General features: G+C 70.8%; 13 protein-coding genes. 7 read left to right on the top strand and 6 right to left on the bottom strand.

Annotated features, from left to right (window positions below; translation table 11 throughout):
* Positions 1-2: 2 nt before the first annotated feature.
* From ACFV9T_RS05020 to ACFV9T_RS04995, 6 genes are all read right to left on the bottom strand, one after another.
* Positions 3-1,478 carry a lactate utilization protein B gene (locus ACFV9T_RS05020; protein WP_385436816.1) on the bottom strand — a complete coding sequence of 492 codons (1,476 nt, stop codon included), beginning with the start codon at positions 1,476-1,478 and terminating at the stop codon, positions 3-5.
* Between the two features lie 29 nt (positions 1,479-1,507).
* Entirely contained in the window at positions 1,508-2,260 is a 753-nt protein-coding gene (locus ACFV9T_RS05015) for a (Fe-S)-binding protein (RefSeq protein WP_385436688.1), read from the bottom strand.
* Positions 2,251-3,765 (bottom strand): rhamnulokinase family protein, encoded by a 1,515-nt coding sequence (locus ACFV9T_RS05010; protein WP_385436687.1) that lies wholly within the window; start codon positions 3,763-3,765, stop codon positions 2,251-2,253. Before ACFV9T_RS05010 ends, ACFV9T_RS05015 begins: the two co-directional genes overlap by 10 nt.
* Before the next feature lie 207 nt (positions 3,766-3,972).
* Positions 3,973-6,012 (bottom strand): bifunctional aldolase/short-chain dehydrogenase, encoded by a 2,040-nt coding sequence (locus tag ACFV9T_RS05005; RefSeq protein WP_385436686.1) that lies wholly within the window; start codon positions 6,010-6,012, stop codon positions 3,973-3,975.
* Positions 6,013-6,193: 181 nt separating this feature from the next.
* Positions 6,194-7,354, bottom strand: coding sequence for an L-rhamnose isomerase (gene rhaI, locus ACFV9T_RS05000; protein WP_385436685.1), 1,161 nt, complete (start codon positions 7,352-7,354; stop codon positions 6,194-6,196).
* Between the two features lie 33 nt (positions 7,355-7,387).
* Positions 7,388-10,594 carry an alpha-L-rhamnosidase gene (locus tag ACFV9T_RS04995; protein WP_385436684.1) on the bottom strand — a complete coding sequence of 1,069 codons (3,207 nt, stop codon included), beginning with the start codon at positions 10,592-10,594 and terminating at the stop codon, positions 7,388-7,390.
* A 191-nt stretch (positions 10,595-10,785) separates the two neighbouring features.
* On the opposite strand from ACFV9T_RS04995, the gene ACFV9T_RS04990 reads away from it, so the two are divergent.
* Genes ACFV9T_RS04990 through ACFV9T_RS04960 form a run of 7 tightly spaced genes read left to right on the top strand, consistent with a single transcriptional unit; the run spans position 10,786 to position 18,222 of the window.
* On the top strand, positions 10,786-12,303 hold the full coding sequence (locus ACFV9T_RS04990) for a sugar ABC transporter ATP-binding protein (RefSeq protein WP_385436683.1): 1,518 nt from the start codon (positions 10,786-10,788) through the stop codon (positions 12,301-12,303).
* Positions 12,300-13,334 (top strand): ABC transporter permease, encoded by a 1,035-nt coding sequence (locus ACFV9T_RS04985; RefSeq protein WP_385436682.1) that lies wholly within the window; start codon positions 12,300-12,302, stop codon positions 13,332-13,334. Before ACFV9T_RS04990 ends, ACFV9T_RS04985 begins: the two co-directional genes overlap by 4 nt.
* On the top strand, positions 13,331-14,284 hold the full coding sequence (locus ACFV9T_RS04980) for an ABC transporter permease (protein WP_385436681.1): 954 nt from the start codon (positions 13,331-13,333) through the stop codon (positions 14,282-14,284). The genes ACFV9T_RS04985 and ACFV9T_RS04980 overlap by 4 nt, the downstream gene beginning before the upstream one ends.
* A 37-nt stretch (positions 14,285-14,321) precedes the next feature.
* A complete protein-coding gene (gene rhaS / locus ACFV9T_RS04975) occupies positions 14,322-15,410 on the top strand; it encodes a rhamnose ABC transporter substrate-binding protein (protein ID WP_385436680.1) in 1,089 nt (362 codons plus the stop codon).
* A 15-nt stretch (positions 15,411-15,425) separates the two neighbouring features.
* Positions 15,426-15,746, top strand: a complete 321-nt coding sequence (locus ACFV9T_RS04970) for an L-rhamnose mutarotase (RefSeq protein ID WP_385436679.1) — start codon at positions 15,426-15,428, stop codon at positions 15,744-15,746.
* Positions 15,747-15,768: 22 nt separating this feature from the next.
* Positions 15,769-17,184: a BNR repeat-containing protein gene (locus tag ACFV9T_RS04965; protein WP_385436678.1), complete on the top strand. Its 1,416-nt coding sequence runs from the start codon at positions 15,769-15,771 to the stop codon at positions 17,182-17,184.
* A gap of 9 nt (positions 17,185-17,193) precedes the next feature.
* Positions 17,194-18,222, top strand: a complete 1,029-nt coding sequence (locus tag ACFV9T_RS04960; RefSeq protein ID WP_385436677.1) for a LacI family DNA-binding transcriptional regulator — start codon at positions 17,194-17,196, stop codon at positions 18,220-18,222.

The raw sequence follows: 18,222 nt of genomic DNA, 5'->3' as shown, positions 1-18,222 counted from the left end.
CGTCATCGGGTCTTCCTCGCGTCGTGGTCGGCCTGCGCGGCGCCCCGCGTCCGTTGCCACCAGTCGCGGAACGACTCCGCCGGTACCTTCGGCACCTCCCGGGTGTCGCTCCACGCCCGCCCCGGCCCCGGCAGGCGGCGCGGGTGGAAACGGCGGGTGCGGGCGGCCAGGCGCTGGCCGGTGCGCAGCACCCCGGGGTGGTCCAGGGCCCAGCGCGCGGCCCGCATCGCGGCCCGTTCCGCCGCGTGGCCCTTGGCGGGCTTGACCACCGCGCGCGTCCCGCGCACCGACGCCGGGCCGCCCTCGACCACCCGCTCGCGCAGATGCACCAGGATCTCGGGGATGTCGATGGCCACCGGGCACACCTCGTAGCACGCGCCGCACAGCGAGGACGCGTACGGGAGCGAGGCGTCCAACTCGCTCTGCGTGCCGCGCAGTTGCGGGGTGAGGATGGCGCCGATCGGGCCCGGGTACGCCGAGCCGTACGCGTTGCCACCCGCCCGCTCGTACACCGGGCACACGTTGAGACACGCCGAACAGCGGATGCAGCGCAGCGCCTGGCGGCCCACGGTGTCCGCGAGGGTGTCGGTGCGGCCGTTGTCCAGCAGGACGAGGTGGAAGGTGCGCGGGCCGTCGCCGTCCGTGGTGCCGGTCCAGGTGGAGGTGTACGGGTTCATCCGCTCGGCGGTCGAGGAGCGGGGGAGGAGCTGGAGGAAGACTTCCAGGTCCTGGAAGGTGGGGACCACCTTCTCGATACCGACGACGGAGATCAGCGTCTCCGGGAGCGTCAGACACATACGGCCGTTGCCCTCGGACTCGACCACCACCAGGGTGCCGGTCTCCGCGATCATGAAGTTGGCGCCGGAGATCCCCACCTTGGCGTTCAGGAACTTCTCGCGGAGGTGGAGACGGGCGGCCTCCGCCAGGTCGGCGGGCGCGTCGGTCAGGCCCTCCGGGGCCGGGCGGCCCCACCCCGCCATCCGCTCCGTGAAGATGTCGCGGATCTCGCCGCGGTTGCGGTGGATCGCCGGGACCAGGATGTGCGACGGGAGGTCGTCGCCGAGCTGCACGATCAGCTCGGCGAGATCCGTTTCGTACGCGGTGATCCCGGCGGTGGAGAGGGCGTTGTTGAGGCCGATTTCCTGCGTCGCCATCGACTTGACCTTGACGACCTCGCGCTCGCCCGTGGCCCGTACCAGCTCGGTGACGATCCGGTTCGCCTCGTCCGCGTCGGCCGCCCAGTGCACCTGGCCCCCGGCTGCCGTGACCGCGCTCTCCAGCTGCTCCAGATAGTGGTCGAGGTGGCGCAGCGTACGGTCCTTGATGGCCGCGCCCGCGGCGCGCAGCCCCTGCCAGTCGTCCAGCTCGGACACGGCCGTGGCGCGCTTCGCGCGGATGGTGTGGGTGGCGTGGCGCAGATTGGCGCGCAGCTGGGTGTCGCGGGTGGAGGCGTCGGCCGCCGCCGGGAAGGCGGGCATTCCCAGGTAGGTGGCTTGGTGGGTACCGCTCACCAGACATCTCCTTCCGTGCTGGCCAGGATCTCCGCGATGTGCACCGGCCGGACCGCCGAACCCTGGCGGGCGAGCGTGCCGCCGATGTGCATCTGGCAGGAATTGTCGACCGTGCAGATCGCCTCGGCGCCGGTCGCCGTGATGTTGCGCGCCTTGTCCGCGCCCATCGCCGCCGACACGGCCGCGTTCTTGACCGCGAACGTGCCGCCGAAACCGCAGCACTCCTCCGCGCCCGGCAGCTCCACCAGGTCCAGGCCCTTGACGGCGGAGAGCAGTGTGCGCGGGCGGTCGCCGAGGTGGAGCATGCGCAGGCCGTGGCAGGTGGGGTGGTACGTCACGGTGTGCGGGTAGTACGCGCCCACGTCCGTCACCTTCAGGACGTTGGTCAGGAACTCGGTCAGTTCCAGGGTTTTCGGGACGACGGTTGCCGCGAGGTCCGAGAGTTCCTGGCCACGGCCCTCGGCGGCGGCCTTCGCGCCCATCCTCGGATAGTTGTCGCGCACCATCGCGGCGCACGATCCGGAGGGCGTGACGATGTAGTCGTAGTCCCGGAAGGCGGTGGCGTAGCGGCGGAGCAGGGGTTCCGTCTCGTGGCGGTAGCCCGTATTGAACTGCGGCTGTCCGCAGCAGCTCTGTTCCGGGGGGAAGCCGACCTCCACGCCGAGGCGTTCCAGCAGGGTGACCACGGCCTGGCCGGTGCGTGGATAGAGCGTGTCGTTGACGCAGGTGATGAAGAGCGCTACCCGCACGGTTCCTCCTCGGCCGCGGTGACCTTTTTGCTGTCCAGGCGGGATGCTGCCCTGTCCCACGCCGAGTGATCACCTGTGGGCTCATACTGCCTCAGCGGCTGGGTGCTGTGAAGGAGTGCGCGGAGTTCCGGCAGCCCGCCGCTGATCGTTCCGGCCGTGCGCGCCTGGATCAGGACGTTTCCGAGCGCCGCCGCCTCCGCCGGGCCCGCCACCACGGGGAGGCCGCAGGCGTCGGCGGTGAGCTGGCACAGGAGTGCGTTGTGCGCGCCACCGCCCACGATGTGCACGGTGTCGACCGTACGGCCCGACAGGCGCGTGGCGTCCTCGATCGCACGGCGGTGCGCCAGGGCGAGGGAGTCCAGGACACAGCGGGTCGTCTCGGCGGGGGTACGGGGTGCGGGCTGGCCGGTGCGGTGGCAGGCGGCGGCGATGCGGTCGGGCATGTCGCCCGGCGCGATGAACGCGGGGTCGCCCGCGTCCACGACGGAGCGGAGCGGGGTGGCGTGGGTTGCTGCTTCCAGGAGGGTGGGGAGGTGGTGTTCTTGGTTGGTGTCCTTCCAGGTGCGCAGGCACTCCTGGAGCAGCCACAGGCCCATGATGTTGCGCAGATAGCGCACCGTGCCGTCCACGCCCAGCTCATTGGTGAAGTTCGCCAGCCTGCTCGCCTCGGTGAGGACCGGCGCGTCCAGCTCCAGCCCGGCCAGCGACCAGGTGCCGGTGGCGATGTACGCGAAGCGGGGGGTGGTGGCGGGGACGCCGACTACGGCGGAGGCGGTGTCGTGCGAGCCGACCGCCGTTACGGGGGTGGGGTGTGGGAGGCCGGTTTCGGCGAGGACGTCCGGGAGGAGGTTTCCGGCGGGCGTGCCGGGGGTCCGGAGGGGTGGGAAGAGGGACAGGTCGATGTTGAGGGTGTCTGCGATGTGGCGGGACCAGGTGCGGGTGCGGGGGTCTATGAGCTGGGTGGTGGAGGCGTTCGTCAGCTCCGTGCCCGCCTCGCCCGTCAGCCAGTACGAGATGAGGTCGGGGATCAGGAGCAGGCGGTGGGCGGCGGCCAGGGCGGGGGTGCCCTGGGCGGCGATGAGCTGGTAGATCGTGTTGAAGGGGAGGTGCTGGAGGCCGGTGGCGGCGTAGAGATCGCTCGGTGGGAGCGTTGTCGCCACCTTCTCGGATGCGCCGGTGGTGCGGGTGTCGCGGTAGTGGACTGGGGTGGCGAGGAGCGCGCCGGTGGCGTCCAGGAGGCCGTAGTCGACTGCCCAGGTGTCGATGCCGATGCTGGTCAGGGGGGTTTTGGTGGTGGTTGCGGCGGTTGCTTTGAGGCCGTTCAGGACGCCCTGGTAGAGGGACAGGATGTTCCAGTGCAGGGTGCCGCCCAGGCGCACCGGGTCGTTGGGGAAGCGGTGCGCCTCGTGGAGCGTCAGCGTGTCCGGCGTGACGTGGCCGACCATGACGCGGCCGCTGGACGCGCCGAGGTCTACGGCGGCGAAGCGGTGTTCTCTTGGGGGCACCTTGACCTCGTGGTGGGTGGGGTGGGTTCTTGGTGTCGGTGGTTCGGTACGGGGCGGGTGCCGGGGCCTCCGGGGCAGGTCCCTGGACTCGTATATTTTTGGCGCCGGTGCTCGGAGACGTGGGGTGGGCCGGAAGTCCACGGCGCCACAAATACACGTCGTCGTCCAGGACCCCACCCCTCCGACCCCGTCCCCCTCACGCGCGCGTCAGCGCAGGAACGCCGCCGCGACTCCTGCGTCCACCGGGATGTGCAGGCCCGTGGTGTGGGACAGGTCGCCGCCGGTGAGCGCGAAGACCGCGTTCGCCACGTGGGACGGAAGCACCTCGCGCTTGAGCAGGGTGCGCTGGGCGTAGAACTCGCCCAGCTTCTCCTCGGGCACGCCGTACACCGCCGCGCGCTGCGCGCCCCAGCCGCCCGCGAAGATGCCGCTGCCCTGGACCACGCCGTCGGGGTTCACCCCGTTGACGCGGATGCCGTGCTCTCCTAGTTCGGCCGCTAGGAGGCGTACTTGGTGGGCTTGGTCGGCCTTGGTGGCGGAGTACGCGATGTTGTTCGGGCCCGCGAAGACGGAGTTCTTGGAGGCGATGTAGACGATATCGCCGCCCATGTTCTGGGCGATGAACACCCGGGCCGCCTCGCGGGAGGCGAGGAAGGAGCCGCGGGCCATGATGTCGTGCTGGAGGTCCCAGTCCTGGGTTGTGGTTTCCAGGAGTGGTTTGGAGATGCTGATCCCGGCGTTGTTGACCAGGAGGTCTACGCCGCCGAAGGCCAGGGCTGCGGTGGTGAAGGCTTCCTTGATGTCGTCTTCAGAGGTGATGTCGGTTGTTACGGGGATTGCCTTGTCCGGGCCGCCCAGTTCGGTGGCAACCTCAGCCGCTGTGGTGGCGTTGATGTCCGCTACCACTACGCAGGCGCCCTCGGCCACCAGGCGGCGGGCGATCGCCTTGCCGATGCCCGATCCCGCGCCGGTCACCAGGGCGATGCGGGTGGCCAGGGGCTTGGGTTTGGGCATGCGCTGGAGCTTGGCCTCTTCCAGTGCCCAGTACTCGATGCGGAATTTTTCTGATTCTTGGATGGGGGCGTAGGACGAGACTGCTTCGGCGCCTCGCATCACGTTGATCGCGTTGACGTAGAACTCGCCCGCGACCCGGGCCGTCTGCTTGTCCTTGCCGTAGCTGAACATCCCCACCCCGGGGATCAGCACGATCGCCGGGTCCGCGCCGCGCATCGCCGGGGAGTCGGGGGTGGCGTGGCGGTCGTAGTAGGCCGCGTAGTCGGTGCGGTAGGTGGTGTGGAGTTCCTTGAGGCGGGTGATTGTTTCGTCTAGGGGGGTGTTCGGGGGGAGGTCCAGGACCAGGGGGCGGACCTTCGTGCGGAGGAAGTGGTCCGGGCAGGACGTGCCGAGTGCGGCCAGGCGGGGGTGTTCGGCGCGGGAGACGAAGTCCAGGACGGTGTCGCTGTCCGTGAAGTGGCCCACCTGCGGGCGGTCCGTGGAGGCCAGGCCACGGATCAAGGGGGCCAGGGCGGCGGCGCGGGCGCGGCGTTCGGCCGGGGGAAGGGTGGTGTGGATGGCGGGGCCGAAGGGGTCCGGTTTGCCGCGTTCGGTGAGGAACTTCTCGGCTGTGCGGATGATGCGGAGGGAGTTCTGCTCGCATTCGGGGGAGGTGTCGCCCCAGGCGGTGATGCCGTGGCCGCCGAGGATGCAGCCGATGGCCTGGGGGTTGGCCTTCTTGATGGCGGCGATGTCCAGGCCCAGTTGGAAGCCGGGGCGGCGCCAGGGCACCCAGACCACCTGGTTGCCGAAGCACTCCTTGGTGAGCGCTTCGCCATCGGCGGCGCAGGCCAGGGCGATGCCGGAGTCGGGGTGGAGGTGGTCCACGTGGGCGGCGTCTACCAGGCCGTGCATGGCGGTGTCGATGGACGGCGCCGCGCCGCCCTTGCCGTGGAGGCAGTAGTCGAAGGCCGCGACCATCTCGTCCTCGCGCTCGACGCCCGGGTAGACGCCGGTGAGGGCGCGCAGGCGGTCCAGGCGGAGTGCGGCCAGGCCGGAGTGGGTGAGGGTGCCCAGGTCACCGCCCGAGCCCTTGACCCACATCAGCTCGACGTCCTGGCCGGTGACGGGGTCGGTGCCGGTGCCCTTGGCGGACGTGTTGCCGCCCGCGTAGTTGGTGTTGCGCGGATCGGCACCGAGGCGGTGGCTCCGCTCCAGCAGCGCGGCCGCGGTGGGGTGGAGTTCTGCGGTCATGTCGTCCTCTGGGGGGTGGGGGTGGGCCTGTCTCAGTGGGTTTCCAACTCCCAGCCCCTCCGGCGTTTGAGGAGCAGGGTCTGGGGCGGAGCCCCAGCGGGGGTCCGGGGGCTTGCCCCGCCACGCGGCGGAGCCGCATATCGGATGCTGCGGGAAGTGGCGGGGTGCACGCCGCCAGGCGCTACGCGCCCCAGCCCGCCTGTTCGCCGCCCACGCGCTCCGCGACGATCCGGTCCGCCCAGCCGGAGGCCCGGTACGCGGCCATCGGGTCGGGGTCGAGGCCCAGGTCCTCGCGGACCTCGGCGAGGAGGGGGCGTACGTCGGTGTTGTACGCGTCCATCAGGACCGCGTTGGCGCCGAGGACGTCGCCCGAGCGCTGGACGGCGGCGAGGGCGTCGCGGTCGACCAGGAGGGCCTTGGCGGTGGCCTCCTGGACGTTCATCACCGAGCGGATGATGGCCGGGATCTTGGGCTCGATGTTGTGGCACTGGTCGAGCATGAAGGCGATGTCGGAGGTGAGCCCGCCGCCGCGGATGACCTCGTACATGATGCGGAAGAGCTGGAAGGGGTCGGCGGCGCCGACCATGAGGTCGTCGTCGGCGTAGAAGCGGGAGTTGAAGTCGAAGGCGCCGAGTTTTCCCTCGCGCAGGAGGAGGGCGACGATGAACTCGATGTTGGTGCCGGGGGCGTGGTGGCCGGTGTCGACGCAGACCTGGGCCCTGGGGCCGAGCTTCAGGCAGTGGGCGTAGGCGGTGCCCCAGTCCGGGACGTCGGTGGTGTAGAAGGCGGGCTCGAAGAACTTGTACTCCAGCAGCATGCGCTGGTCGTCGCCGAGGCGGTCGTAGACGGTGCGCAGGGCCTCGGCGAGGCGGTCCTGGCGGGCGGCGATGTCGTCCTGGCCGGGGTAGTTGGTGCCGTCCGAGAACCAGAGCTTGAGGTCGCGGGAGCCGGTGGCGTCCATGATGTCGACGCATTCCAGGAGGTGGTCCACGGCCTTGCGGCGGACCGCCGGGTCGGGGTGGGTTACCGAGCCGAGCTTGTAGTCGTCGTCCTGGAAGACGTTGGAGTTGATCGCGCCCAGCCCGAGGCCGCGTTCCTCGGCGTACTTGGCGAGGGCCGCGTAGTCGTCGGTCTTGTCCCAGGGGATGTGCAGGGCGACGGTGGGGGCGACGCCGGTGAAGGCGTGCACCTGGGCGGCGTCGTCCAGCTTCTCCTGGGGGGTGCGGGGGACACCGGGCTGGGCGAAGACCTTGAAGCGGGTTCCGGAGTTGCCGTACGCCCATGACGGCGTCTCGATCGCCTGGCTCTTGAGTGCTGCCTTCACGGCCGGAACGTCAGTCATGGGTCTCCTTGGGAGTGAAACGATTCAAGAAAGCTAAGCGCGCTGGTCGGCGCGCGTCAAGAAGTGGTACGAGCCCGAGCCCGCGGCGTACACCGCGCAGCCGTCGGCCAGCCGCAGGAAGCGGGCGCCGCGCTGGGTCACGTCGGTTTCGCGGCGGGCGGGGACCCAGATCTCGGCGGTGGTGTTGACCGGTACCGAGACGGAGAGGGCGAACCGGCCGTTTCGCTGTGACCAGCGGGTGGTGATCGGCCCGTAGAGGGAGTCGTGGCGGCCCTCGGCGGAGCGCACCTCGCCGCCGGGGCGGGGGCGGATCAGGATCCGGCGGAAGCCGGGGGCGGCGGGGGTGATGCCGGTGATGTTCTGGTACATCCACTCGCCGACCGAGCCGTAGGCGTAGTGGTTGAAGGAGTTCATCCCGACGTCCTGGAAGCCGCCGTCCGGCTTGATGGAGTCCCAGCGCTCCCACATCGTGGTCGCGCCCCGGTCGATCTGGTAGCCCCAGGAGGGGAAGGTGCGCTGCTGGAGGAGGCGGTGGGCCAGGTCGGTGTGGCCGGTCGCGGTGAGGGTCGGGAGCAGCCGCGGGGTGCCGAGGAAGCCGGTGGACAGGTGCCCGTCGCGGGCCTCGATCAGGGCGACGAGGCGATCGGCCGCCGGGCGGCGCAGGGTGGCGGGCAGCAGGTCCATGGAGAGGGCGAGGACGTACGCGGTCTGGGTGTCGCCCTTGACCTTGCCGTCGGTGGAGACGTACGCGGCGGTGAACGCGCTCTTGATGCGGGCCAGCAGGTCTTTGTAGGGGGTGGCGTTCTCGCCGAGGACCTGTGCCGTGCGGGCCACGAGGTCGGTGGCGTGGGCGAAGTAGGCCGTGCCGATGACGTCCTTGGGGGTCTCGGCGTCGACGTTGAGCCAGTCGCCGTAGCCCTCGGCGGGGCGCAGGAGATTCGAGCTGTGCTTCTCCAGGTATGCGATCCAGTCGCGCATGGCGGACCAGTTCTCGCGCAGGACCCGGGTGTCGCCGTACGCCTGGTACAGGTTCCAGGGGACGGTCACCCCGGCGTCGCCCCAGCCCGCGGTGCCGCTGCCGAGGCCGCTGACGACCGGGGCCACATCGGGGAAGGCGCCGTCCGCGCTCTGTCCGTCGCGCAGGTCCTGGAGCCACTTGGTGAGGAAGCGGGCCGACTCCATGGTGTACGCGGCCGTGCCGGAGAAGACGTTGATGTCCCCGGTCCAGCCGAGCCGTTCGTCGCGGGCCGGGGTGTCGGTGGGGACGGAGAGGAAGTTGCCGCGCTGGCCCCAGGTGATGTTGGAGTGGAGTTGGTTCAGCATCGGCACGTCGGTGCGGAAGGACATCGTGAACGGGGCGGCCGTGTGCATGACCCGGCCGGTCACCGCGTCGAGCGGTGGTGTGCCGGGGTAGCCGGTGACCTCGACGTAGCGGAAGCCGTGAAAGGTGAAGCGCGGTGCGTAGGTCTCGGTGCCACCGCCCTTGAGCGTGTACGTGTCGACGGGGTGGGCGGTGCGCAGATTGGCGGTGTACGCCGTGCCGTCAGGGTTCAGCACCTCCGCGTGGCGGATCCGGACCGTGTGACCGGCCGGTCCCGAGACGGTGAGGCGGACGCTGCCGACCATGTTCTGGCCGAGGTCGAAGAGGTGGACGCCGGGGGCGGGTTCGGTGCGTTTGACGGGTTTCAGCTCGCGTTCCACCCGGGTCGGCGCGTCGATCTGGGCCACCACTTCGGTGGTGATGTCCGCGGCGGTGGTGGCAGGTTGCCATCCGGTGTCGTCGAAGCCCGGTGAGGTCCAGCCCGGGGTCTCCTGGCGGGCGTCGTACGCCTCGCCCATCAGCGGGTCGGCGGTCAGCAGCGGGCCGGTGGCGGCGCGCCACTCGGGGTCGGTGGTGACGCGCTCGGTGCTGCCGTCGGCGTACGTGACCTCCAGCTGGGCGAGCAGCGCGGGGTGGGTGCCGTACTGGTGCTGGCCGAGCCAGGCGACGTTTCCGGCGTACCAGCCGGGGGCGAGTGTCACGCCGATGGCGTTGGTCCCGTGGCGGAGGGCGTCGGTGACGTCGTACGTCTGGTACTGCACGCGTTCGCGGTAGTCGGTCCAGCCGGGGGTCAGCTGGTCGTGGCCGACGCGGACGCCGTTGAGGTGCGCCTCGTAGAGGCCGAGCGCCGTGGCGTACAGCCTGGCCCGGGCGACGGGTTTGCGGGCGAGCCGGAAGGTGCGGCGCAGCTGGGCGGGCGACTGCTGTGGCAGCACCCGGCCCCACGGCCCGCCGCCCCAGGGGGCCAGCTCCTTGGCGGTGGTCCACTCGCTGTCGTCGTGGCCGGGGGAGGTCCAGGTGGCGGGCGGCTGGCGGTCGGTGGTGCGCCAGGTCCGGTCCGTGTGGTGGTGGGTGGTGCCGTCCTCGGTGGTGACTTCAAGGGTGGCCAGCAGACCGGCCGGGCCCTGTTCGGCGTTGGTGGCCGCGATGGCGAGGGTGGCCGAGCCCCGGCGCAGGTGTTCGGTGATGTCGACGGTGACGGGGTGGGCCCACGCCTTGGCCACGCCCAGCGCCTCGCGGGTGGCGACCTCGGTGCCGTCCACGTAGGCGGTGAAGCCGTCGTCGGCCGCGACGACCAGGCGGGCGCGCCGGACGGTGCCGGTGGCCGGGATGGTGGTGCGGAACCAGCGGGTGGCCGCCGGGGCGTCGGCGGCCGGATCGCCTTCGGGGAACCAGATCCAGGTGGCGCCGTCCAGCCGCGGGGGCGCGGTCACCCCGGTGGGCGCGGTGATCCAGCGCGCCTGCCACTGCCCGGCGCCGAGCAGCCCGGTCTCCCACCAGTCGGCGGCGGACCACGGGGAGGGGCGGCCGCGGTCGTCCCAGACGCGTACGGACCAGTGGTAGCGGGTGCGCGGGCGCAGGGCCGGGCCGTCGTAGGGGACCAGGACCGATTGGCGCGATGTCCGCTTGCCGCTGTCCCAGACGTCGGGGGAGTTGAGTCTGTCCGGGGAGGTGGCGACCCGGACGCGGTAGGCGCTCTGCGACTGGTCGCGGGCGTCGGATGCGAGGATCCAGCTCAGCCGGGGGCGGGGTGTGTCCAGGCCGAGCGGGTGGGTGGCGTACTCGACCGTGGTGCTCCTGATGTGCAGTCCGGCGGTGGGGCGGTTCTCCGCGGCGGCGGACGGGGTGAGTGCGGGCAGACCCGTGAGGGCCGTACCGGTGGCAGCGGTGGTGGCGAGCAGGTGGCGTCTGCTGATCACGAGCTTCCTCCAGGGACGGCTGGATGAAAACGATTCAACCAAACGGCGCCTGGACCGTAGGGGCGGTGGCCGGGGTGCGTCAAGTGGTCGCGCCTGTACGGGATTTACCTGCTGCGCACCCCCTTGACGGGGTCATGGCGCAGGGCTAGCTTCCCGGAATCCGCTTTGAAACATTTCATTCTGGAGCCTCCGTGAGTCAGTCTGTTCCGGTCCTCGCCCTCAAGGGGGTGAACAAGTCCTTCGGCGCCGTACGGGCCCTCGTGGACGTTTCGCTGGACCTCTTCGCCGGTGAGGCGCACGCCCTGGCGGGGGAGAACGGCGCGGGCAAGTCGACGCTCATCAAGGCGCTGGCCGGAGTGCACCGGCCGGACTCCGGCGAGGTGCTGCTGGACGGGCGGCCGGTGGTCTTCCACGGTCCCGCCGACGCCCGGGACGTGGGCATCGCCGTGATCTACCAGGAGCCGACGCTCTTCCCCGACCTGTCGATCGCCGAGAACATCTTCATGGGCCGTCAGCCCCGGCGGCCGCTGGGCCGGATCGACCACAAGGCGGTGCGCGCTTCGACGGCCGGGCTGATGGCGCGGCTCGGTGTCGACCTCGACCCGGACCGGCCCGCGCGCGGGCTGTCCATCGCCGACCAGCAGATCGTCGAGATCGCCAAGGCGCTCTCCTTCGACGCCCGCGTACTGATCATGGACGAGCCGACGGCGGCGCTGACCGGCAGCGAGACCGCCCGGCTGTTCGCGGTGGTCGAGGCGCTGCGCGCGGAGGGTGCCGCGGTGCTGTTCATCTCGCACCGGCTGGAGGAGATCTTCGAGCTGTGCCAGCGGGTCACCACGCTGCGGGACGGGCGCTGGGTGGCGTCCGAGCCGCTGGCCGGGCTGGCGCAGGACGATCTCGTACGCCGCATGGTCGGCCGGGATCTGGAGGAGCTGTATCCCAAGCAGCCGACGCGGGTCGGGGAGACCGCGCTGTCGGTACGCAGGCTGACCCGGGAGGGCGTCTTCCGGGATGTGTCGTTCGAGGTGCGGCGCGGGGAGATCGTCGCGCTCGCGGGGCTGGTCGGCGCGGGGCGCAGCGAGGTCGCGCAGGCCGTCTTCGGGGTGGACCGGGCGGACGCGGGCGAGGTGCGGGTGGGCGGCACGGTGCTGCGGCCCGGCTCGCCGACCGCCGCCATGGACGCGGGGCTCGCGCTCGTCCCCGAGGACCGGCGCCAGCGCGGCCTGGTCATGGAGATGTCCATCGAGCGCAACATCGGGCTGACCGGCCTGGACCGGCTGGGCCGCGCGGGGATGGTGAAGCGCGCGCTGGAGCGCGGGCGGGCGTCGGACTGGGCGGTACGGCTGCAGCTGAAGTACGGCAGTCTCGGCGACCGCGTCGGGGTGCTGTCCGGCGGCAACCAGCAGAAGGTCGTGCTCGCCAAGTGGCTGGCCACCGAACCGGCGGTGCTCATCGTGGACGAGCCGACGCGCGGCATCGACGTCGGGACGAAGGCCGAGGTGCACCGGCTGCTGTCGTCGCTGGCCGCGGACGGGCTCGCGGTGCTGATGATCTCCTCCGATCTGCCCGAGGTGCTCGGCATGGCGGACCGGGTGCTGGTGATGCACGAAGGACGGCTGGTCGCCGAGATCCCGCGCACCGAGGCCACCGAGGAGTCGGTGATGGCCGCCGCGACGGGGCTGGCGGGCGAGGGGAGGGCCGTGGCATGACGGTCACTGTCGAGAAACCGGCCGCCCCGGCGGACGAGGCGCGTTCGGCGCGGTCGCTCGTCGACGCCGTCTTCCGGGCGCGGGAGATCAGCATCGCGGGCGCGCTGGTGCTGCTGGTGCTGTTCACCTGGGTCGCCGAGCCCCGCTTCTTGAACGACCAGGGCGTCAAGGACCTGCTGCTGAACGCCGCGATCCTGGTGCTGCTCGCGATCGGGCAGTCCGTCGTGGTGATCACCCGCAACATCGACCTGTCGGTGGGGTCCGTGGTGGGCCTGTCCGCCTTCGCCTGCGGGAAGTTCGTCTCGGGGACGGACCACGGGGTGCTGACGGTGCTGGTGCTCGGCGTCCTCGTCGGCGCGGCCTGCGGCGCCGTCAGCGGATCGCTGGTCAGCTTCGGCAAGGTGCCCGCGCTGGTGGTGACGCTCGGGATGCTCTACATCATCCAGGGCCTCGACTACTGGTGGGCGCAAGGGGAGCAGATCAGCGCCGCCGATGTGCCGCAGTCCGTGCTGGACCTGGGCAGCGGCAGCGTGCTGGGCGTCCCGTATCTGCCGCTGATCTCCATAGCGGTGCTCGCCGGGACCGCGTACTTCCTGCGGACGTACCGCAGTGGCCGGGAGCTGTACGCCATCGGCTCCAGCCCCGAGGCCGCCCGGCTCGCCGGGGTGCCGATCCGGCGCCGGGTGCTCGGCGCGTACCTCTTCTCCGGCGCCGTCTCGGGCTTCGCGGGCGCGCTGTGGCTGGCCCGCTTCGGGACCGTCGTCGCGGACAACGCGCACGGCTGGGAGCTGACCGTGGTCAGCGCCGTGGTGGTCGGCGGTGTCGCCATCGTCGGCGGCACCGGGACCGTGTGGGGCGCGGCGCTGGGCGCGCTGCTGCTCACCACCATCGGCAGCGCGCTGGCCGTGCTGAAGGTCGACTCCTTCTGGGCGGACGCCATCGCGGGCGCGCTGCTGCTGGCCGCCATCAGCGTCGACCGGATCGTGAACGTGCGCATGACCCGTGCGCTGAGGAAGAGGAGCGCACGTTGAACAGGGCACTGCTGCGCTGGGACACCGCCGTCGGGGTGCTGCTGGTCGCGGTGTTCCTCACCGGGCTCGGTACGACGGACGGCTTCGCGAGCCGCGACAACCTCGCCTTCGCCTTCAACGACATCGCCGAGGTCGCGCTGATGGCGCTGCCGATGACACTGCTGGTGGTGGCCGGGCAGGTCGATCTTTCGGTGGCCTCGATGCTGGGTCTGTCCAGCGCGCTGACCGGTCAACTGTGGGAAGCGGGCTGGGCGTTCGAGACCATCGTGCCGGTCGTGCTGCTGGTCGGTGTGGCGGGCGGGCTGCTCAACGGGTGGCTGGTCACCCGGGTCGGGCTGCCGTCGCTGGCCGTCACCATCGGCACGCTCGCGCTCTACCGGGGGCTGGCCTCGGTGGTGCTCGGCTCGAACGCCATCACCGACTTCCCGGAGACGTACGCGAAGTGGGCGGTCGACACCACCACCGTGCCCGGGACCTTCCTCACCTATCCGGTGGCGCTGTTCATCGTGCTGGCTGTCGCCGCCGCCGTGGTGCTGCACTCCACGGGCTTCGGCCGGTCGCTGTTCGCCATCGGCGCCCAGGAGGACGCCGCGTACTTCGCGGGCATCCGCGTCAAGCGGGTCAAGCTGCTGCTGTTCATCGTGGCGGGGCTCGTCTCCGCCTTCGCCGGGGTGGTGTTCACCCTGCGGTACGGGAGCGCCCGCGCGGACAACGGCCAGGGCTTCGAAATGCTGGTCATCGCCGCCGTCCTGCTGGGCGGCGTCGACTTCGACGGCGGCAAGGGCACCCTGTTCGGCGCGGTCGCCGGGGTGCTGCTCATCGGCGTCCTGAAGAACCTGCTGACGCTCAACGACGTGGCCAACGAGGTCCAGGTGATCGTCACCGGGCTGCTGCTGGTGGCGTCCGTCCTCACGCCCCGCATGGCCAAACGGCTGGCAGCTGACGGATGACAGATTTCAGATATTGATAGACGTGAAAGGTCCATCCATGACCCAGCGTTCCTCCTCGCGGCGCCGCGCCGCCGCCACCGCCGCCGCGGTGTGCGCCCTCGCCGTCACCCTCGCCGCATGCGGCGGCACCACCAAGAAGGACACCGACAACAGCGGCAAGGCCAACAGCGGATCGGGGGCCAAGGCCAACCCCGACGCCCCGCTGAAGAAGGGGCTGAAGCTCGCCTTCCTTCCCAAGCAGATCAACAACCCGTATCTGAAAATCCTGGACACCTCCGGGATCGGCGCCGCCCGGGAGTTCGGCGGCAAGGGCAAGGAGGTCGGCCCGTCCGACGCCAGCGCCTCCTCCCAGGTGTCGTACATCAACAGCCTGGTCCAGCAGCGGCAGGACGCCATCCTCATCGCCGCCAACGACCCCAACGCGGTGTGCGGCCCGCTCAAGCAGGCCATGAAGAAGGACATCAAGGTCGTCGCGTACGACTCGGACACCGCCCCGGCCTGCCGCCAGCTGTTCATCAACCAGGCCAGCTCGGAGGAGATCGGCCGCAGCCAGGTCCAGCACCTGGCCAAGCAGCTCGACTACAAGGGCGAGATCGCGATCCTCTCGGCCACCCAGAACGCGACCAACCAGAACACCTGGATCGGGTTCATGAAGGACGAGCTGAAGAAGCCCGCCTACAAGAACATGAAGCTGGTCAAGACGGTGTACGGGGACGACGACGACCAGAAGTCGTTCCAGGAGACCCAGGGCCTGCTGAAGGCGTACCCCAAGCTGAAGGGCATCATCTCGCCCACCACGGTCGGCATCGCCGCGGCCGCCCGCTACATCAGCGACTCCTCGTACAAGGGCAAGGTCGTGCTGAACGGCCTCGGCACGCCCAACCAGATGCGCAAGTACGTCAAGGAGGGCACCGTCGAGCAGTTCGCGCTCTGGGACCCCAAGAAGCTGGGCTACCTGGGCTCGTACGCCGCCGCGGCGCTCGCCTCCGGGCAGATCACCGGGGCCGAGGGGGAGAAGTTCACGGCCGGGAAGCTCGGTGAGTACACGGTCGGCAAGAACGGCGAGGTCATCCTCGGCCCGCCGACCGTCTTCGACAAGTCCAACATCGACAAGTTCCACTTCTGAGGCGGGCGGTCCGCGATGCGGCGTGTGTGTTTTCTGCTGAAGGTCCGCCGGGAGCGGCTGGCCGAGTACCGCGAGCGGCACGCGGCCGTGTGGCCGGAGATGCTGGACGCGCTCTCGGCCGCCGGATGGCACAACTACTCGCTCTTCCTGCGGGAGGACGGGCTGCTGGTCGGCTATCTGGAGACCGAGGACTTCGCGGCGGCGCAGGCCGCGATGGCCGCCACCGATGTCAACGCGCGGTGGCAGGCCGAGATGGCGCCCTTCTTCGAAGCGCTGGACGGTGCCAAGCCGGATGAGGCCATGACACCGCTCACCGAAGTGTTCCACCTTGCTTAGGACACGTAGGAGACAGAGGAATATGAGACCCCTGCCCGTGGCTCTGCTGGCCGCAGCCCTCCTCGCGGCCGCCACCCCGGCCGACGCGGCCGGACGGGCCCCCGGCCCGGCGGTCAGCAAGGTGGCCGATACCCAGCTCGACCCGAAGGCCATCTACTTCGAGTCGTACAACGGCCTCGTCAACAACAACGCGTTCCAGAAGAACGGGCTGCTCACCTACAAGGGCTACCAGTACGCCGTCTGGTACACCGGCGACCGCACCGCCGTCATCGGCCGCCGCGCGCTGGGCCGGGCGGACTGGCAGACCGCCCGGCTGCCGCACAAGCTCACCGCCGACGACTCCCACAATGTGATCTCCATGGGGATCTCCCGCGTCGACGGCCGACTGCACCTCAACATGGACTCGCACAGCAGCGGCTTCTTCTACGTGAAGTCGGTGGCCGGACTGCTGGACGACCCCGCCGGACAGCCGTGGGACAGCGCGCGGTTCGGCGCCGTGCAGACCACCCTGGACGGGCTCGCGCTCACCTCCCAGTTCACGTATCCGCAGTTCGTCGCCACCCCCGAGGGCCGCCTCCAGCTCAGCTACCGGGTCGGCGTCTCCGGCAATGGCCGCAACGCGCTGGCCGAGTACGACGGCACCAAGTGGACCGCGCTCGGCGAATGGTCCGCGTCCACCGGTACGTACACCAGCGAGCACGGCTCCAGCACCGCCCGCAACATGTATCTGCACGGCATCGACTACGGCGCTGACGGCCGTCTCCACGCCTTCTACACGTGGCGCGAGCAGAACAACGCCGTGATGTGCGATGCCGGTGGCCTCACCAACCACGACACCGGCTACGTCTACAGCACCGACCGCGGCCGCACCTGGCGCAACGCGGCGGGCACCGTCGTCGGCACCACCGGCGGCGCCGACAAGGTGGCCGTGAACGACACCGGCACCGTCGTCGATCCGCTGAACCCCGACCACTCGCTGATGAACCAGGAGAGCCAGGCCACCGACTCCGCCGGGCGCCCGCACGCCGTCATCAGCTACGTCCCCGGCCGCTTCGGCCAGTGCACCACCGACTACGTGGCCGACCGCACCGCCAACGGCCGCGCCTTCCACCTCTTCAAGAACGCCGCGGGCGCCTGGAAGAAGACCGAGATCCCGGTGGCCCCGAACTCCAGCCAGCGCACCCACCTGGCCTTCGACAAGTACGACAACGCCTACGCCGTCATGCCGTACGGACGCGTCGTCGCCGCGTCCAGCGCGTCCGGCTACACCGACTGGAAGACGCTCTTCGACGGCAGCGGGCTGAACGCCTTCGGCGAGGTCGTCGTGGACGACACCCGCCTCGCCCAGGACGGTGTGCTGTCGTTCATGTACCAGCGGAAGTCCAGTGGCACCACGCCCTCGGCCCTCCGGGTCATCGACTTCCAACTACCGGGTTAGGGAGGTGACTTGAGGGCCCGTGGCGTGGGCATCAAGGAGGTGGCGAAGGAGGCCGGGGTCTCGGTCGGCACGGTCTCCAATGTCATCAACCGCCCCGATGCGGTGTCCGAGCGGACCCGGGCCCGGGTGCTGTCCACCATCGAGCGGCTGGGGTACGTCCGCAGCGAGTCCGCGCGCCAGCTGCGCGCGGGCCACAGCCGCATCGTCGGACTGCTGGTGCTCGACATGGCGAACCCCTTCTTCGTGGACGTGGCGGGCGGCGCCGAGCGCGCGGCGCGCGAGGCGGGCCTCGGGGTGATGGTGTGCAACAGCGCCCAGAGCCCCCAGGAGGAGGCGGACTACCTGGGGCTCTTCACCGAGCAGCGGGTACGTGGCGTCCTCGTCACCCCCGCCGACGCCACCGGGCGCAACCTGGAGTCGTTCCGGCGGCACGGCATTCCGTTCGTCTACGTCGACCGCGAGGTGCCCAGCGCCGAGGGCTGCTCGGTGTCGGTGGACGACATCGAGGGCGGCGCGCTCGCCGCCCGCCACCTCCTCGACCAGGGGCACCGCGCGCTCGCGTACGTCAGCGGCCCGATGCACCTCGCCCAGTGCCGCGACCGCCGCACCGGCGCGCTGAACGCCCTGCGCGAGGAGGGGGTCGGCGAGGCCGCGCTGCGCCATGTGGAGGTGGAGCGGCTGGACGTGGCGGGCGGCCGGGACGCGGGGGCGCGGCTGCTGGGCATGTCGCCGTGTCCGACGGCGGTGTTCTGCGCGAACGACCTGCTGGCGCTGGGGGTGTTGCAGGCGCTGTACGCGGCGGGGGTGTCCGTCCCCGGCGAGATGGCGCTGGTGGGGTACGACGACATCGAGTTCGCGGCGGCCGCGGCGGTGCCCCTGACCTCGGTGCGCCGCCCCGCGTTCCGGATGGGACGTACGGCGGCCGAGCTGCTGATCGACGAGACGGGGGAGGCGGCCGACGCCCACCGCCACCGGCGGATCGTGCTGCGGCCCGAACTCGTGGTCCGCGGTTCGAGCCTGGCCCGGCTGCGCGGCTGA

Origin of the sequence: Streptomyces sp. NPDC059850, from assembly GCF_042731515.1 — a bacterium.
Classification (GTDB): Bacteria; Actinomycetota; Actinomycetes; order Streptomycetales; family Streptomycetaceae; genus Streptomyces.
Note: the sequence above shows the minus strand (reverse complement) of the source record. Positions and strands in the feature narration are given on the sequence as shown.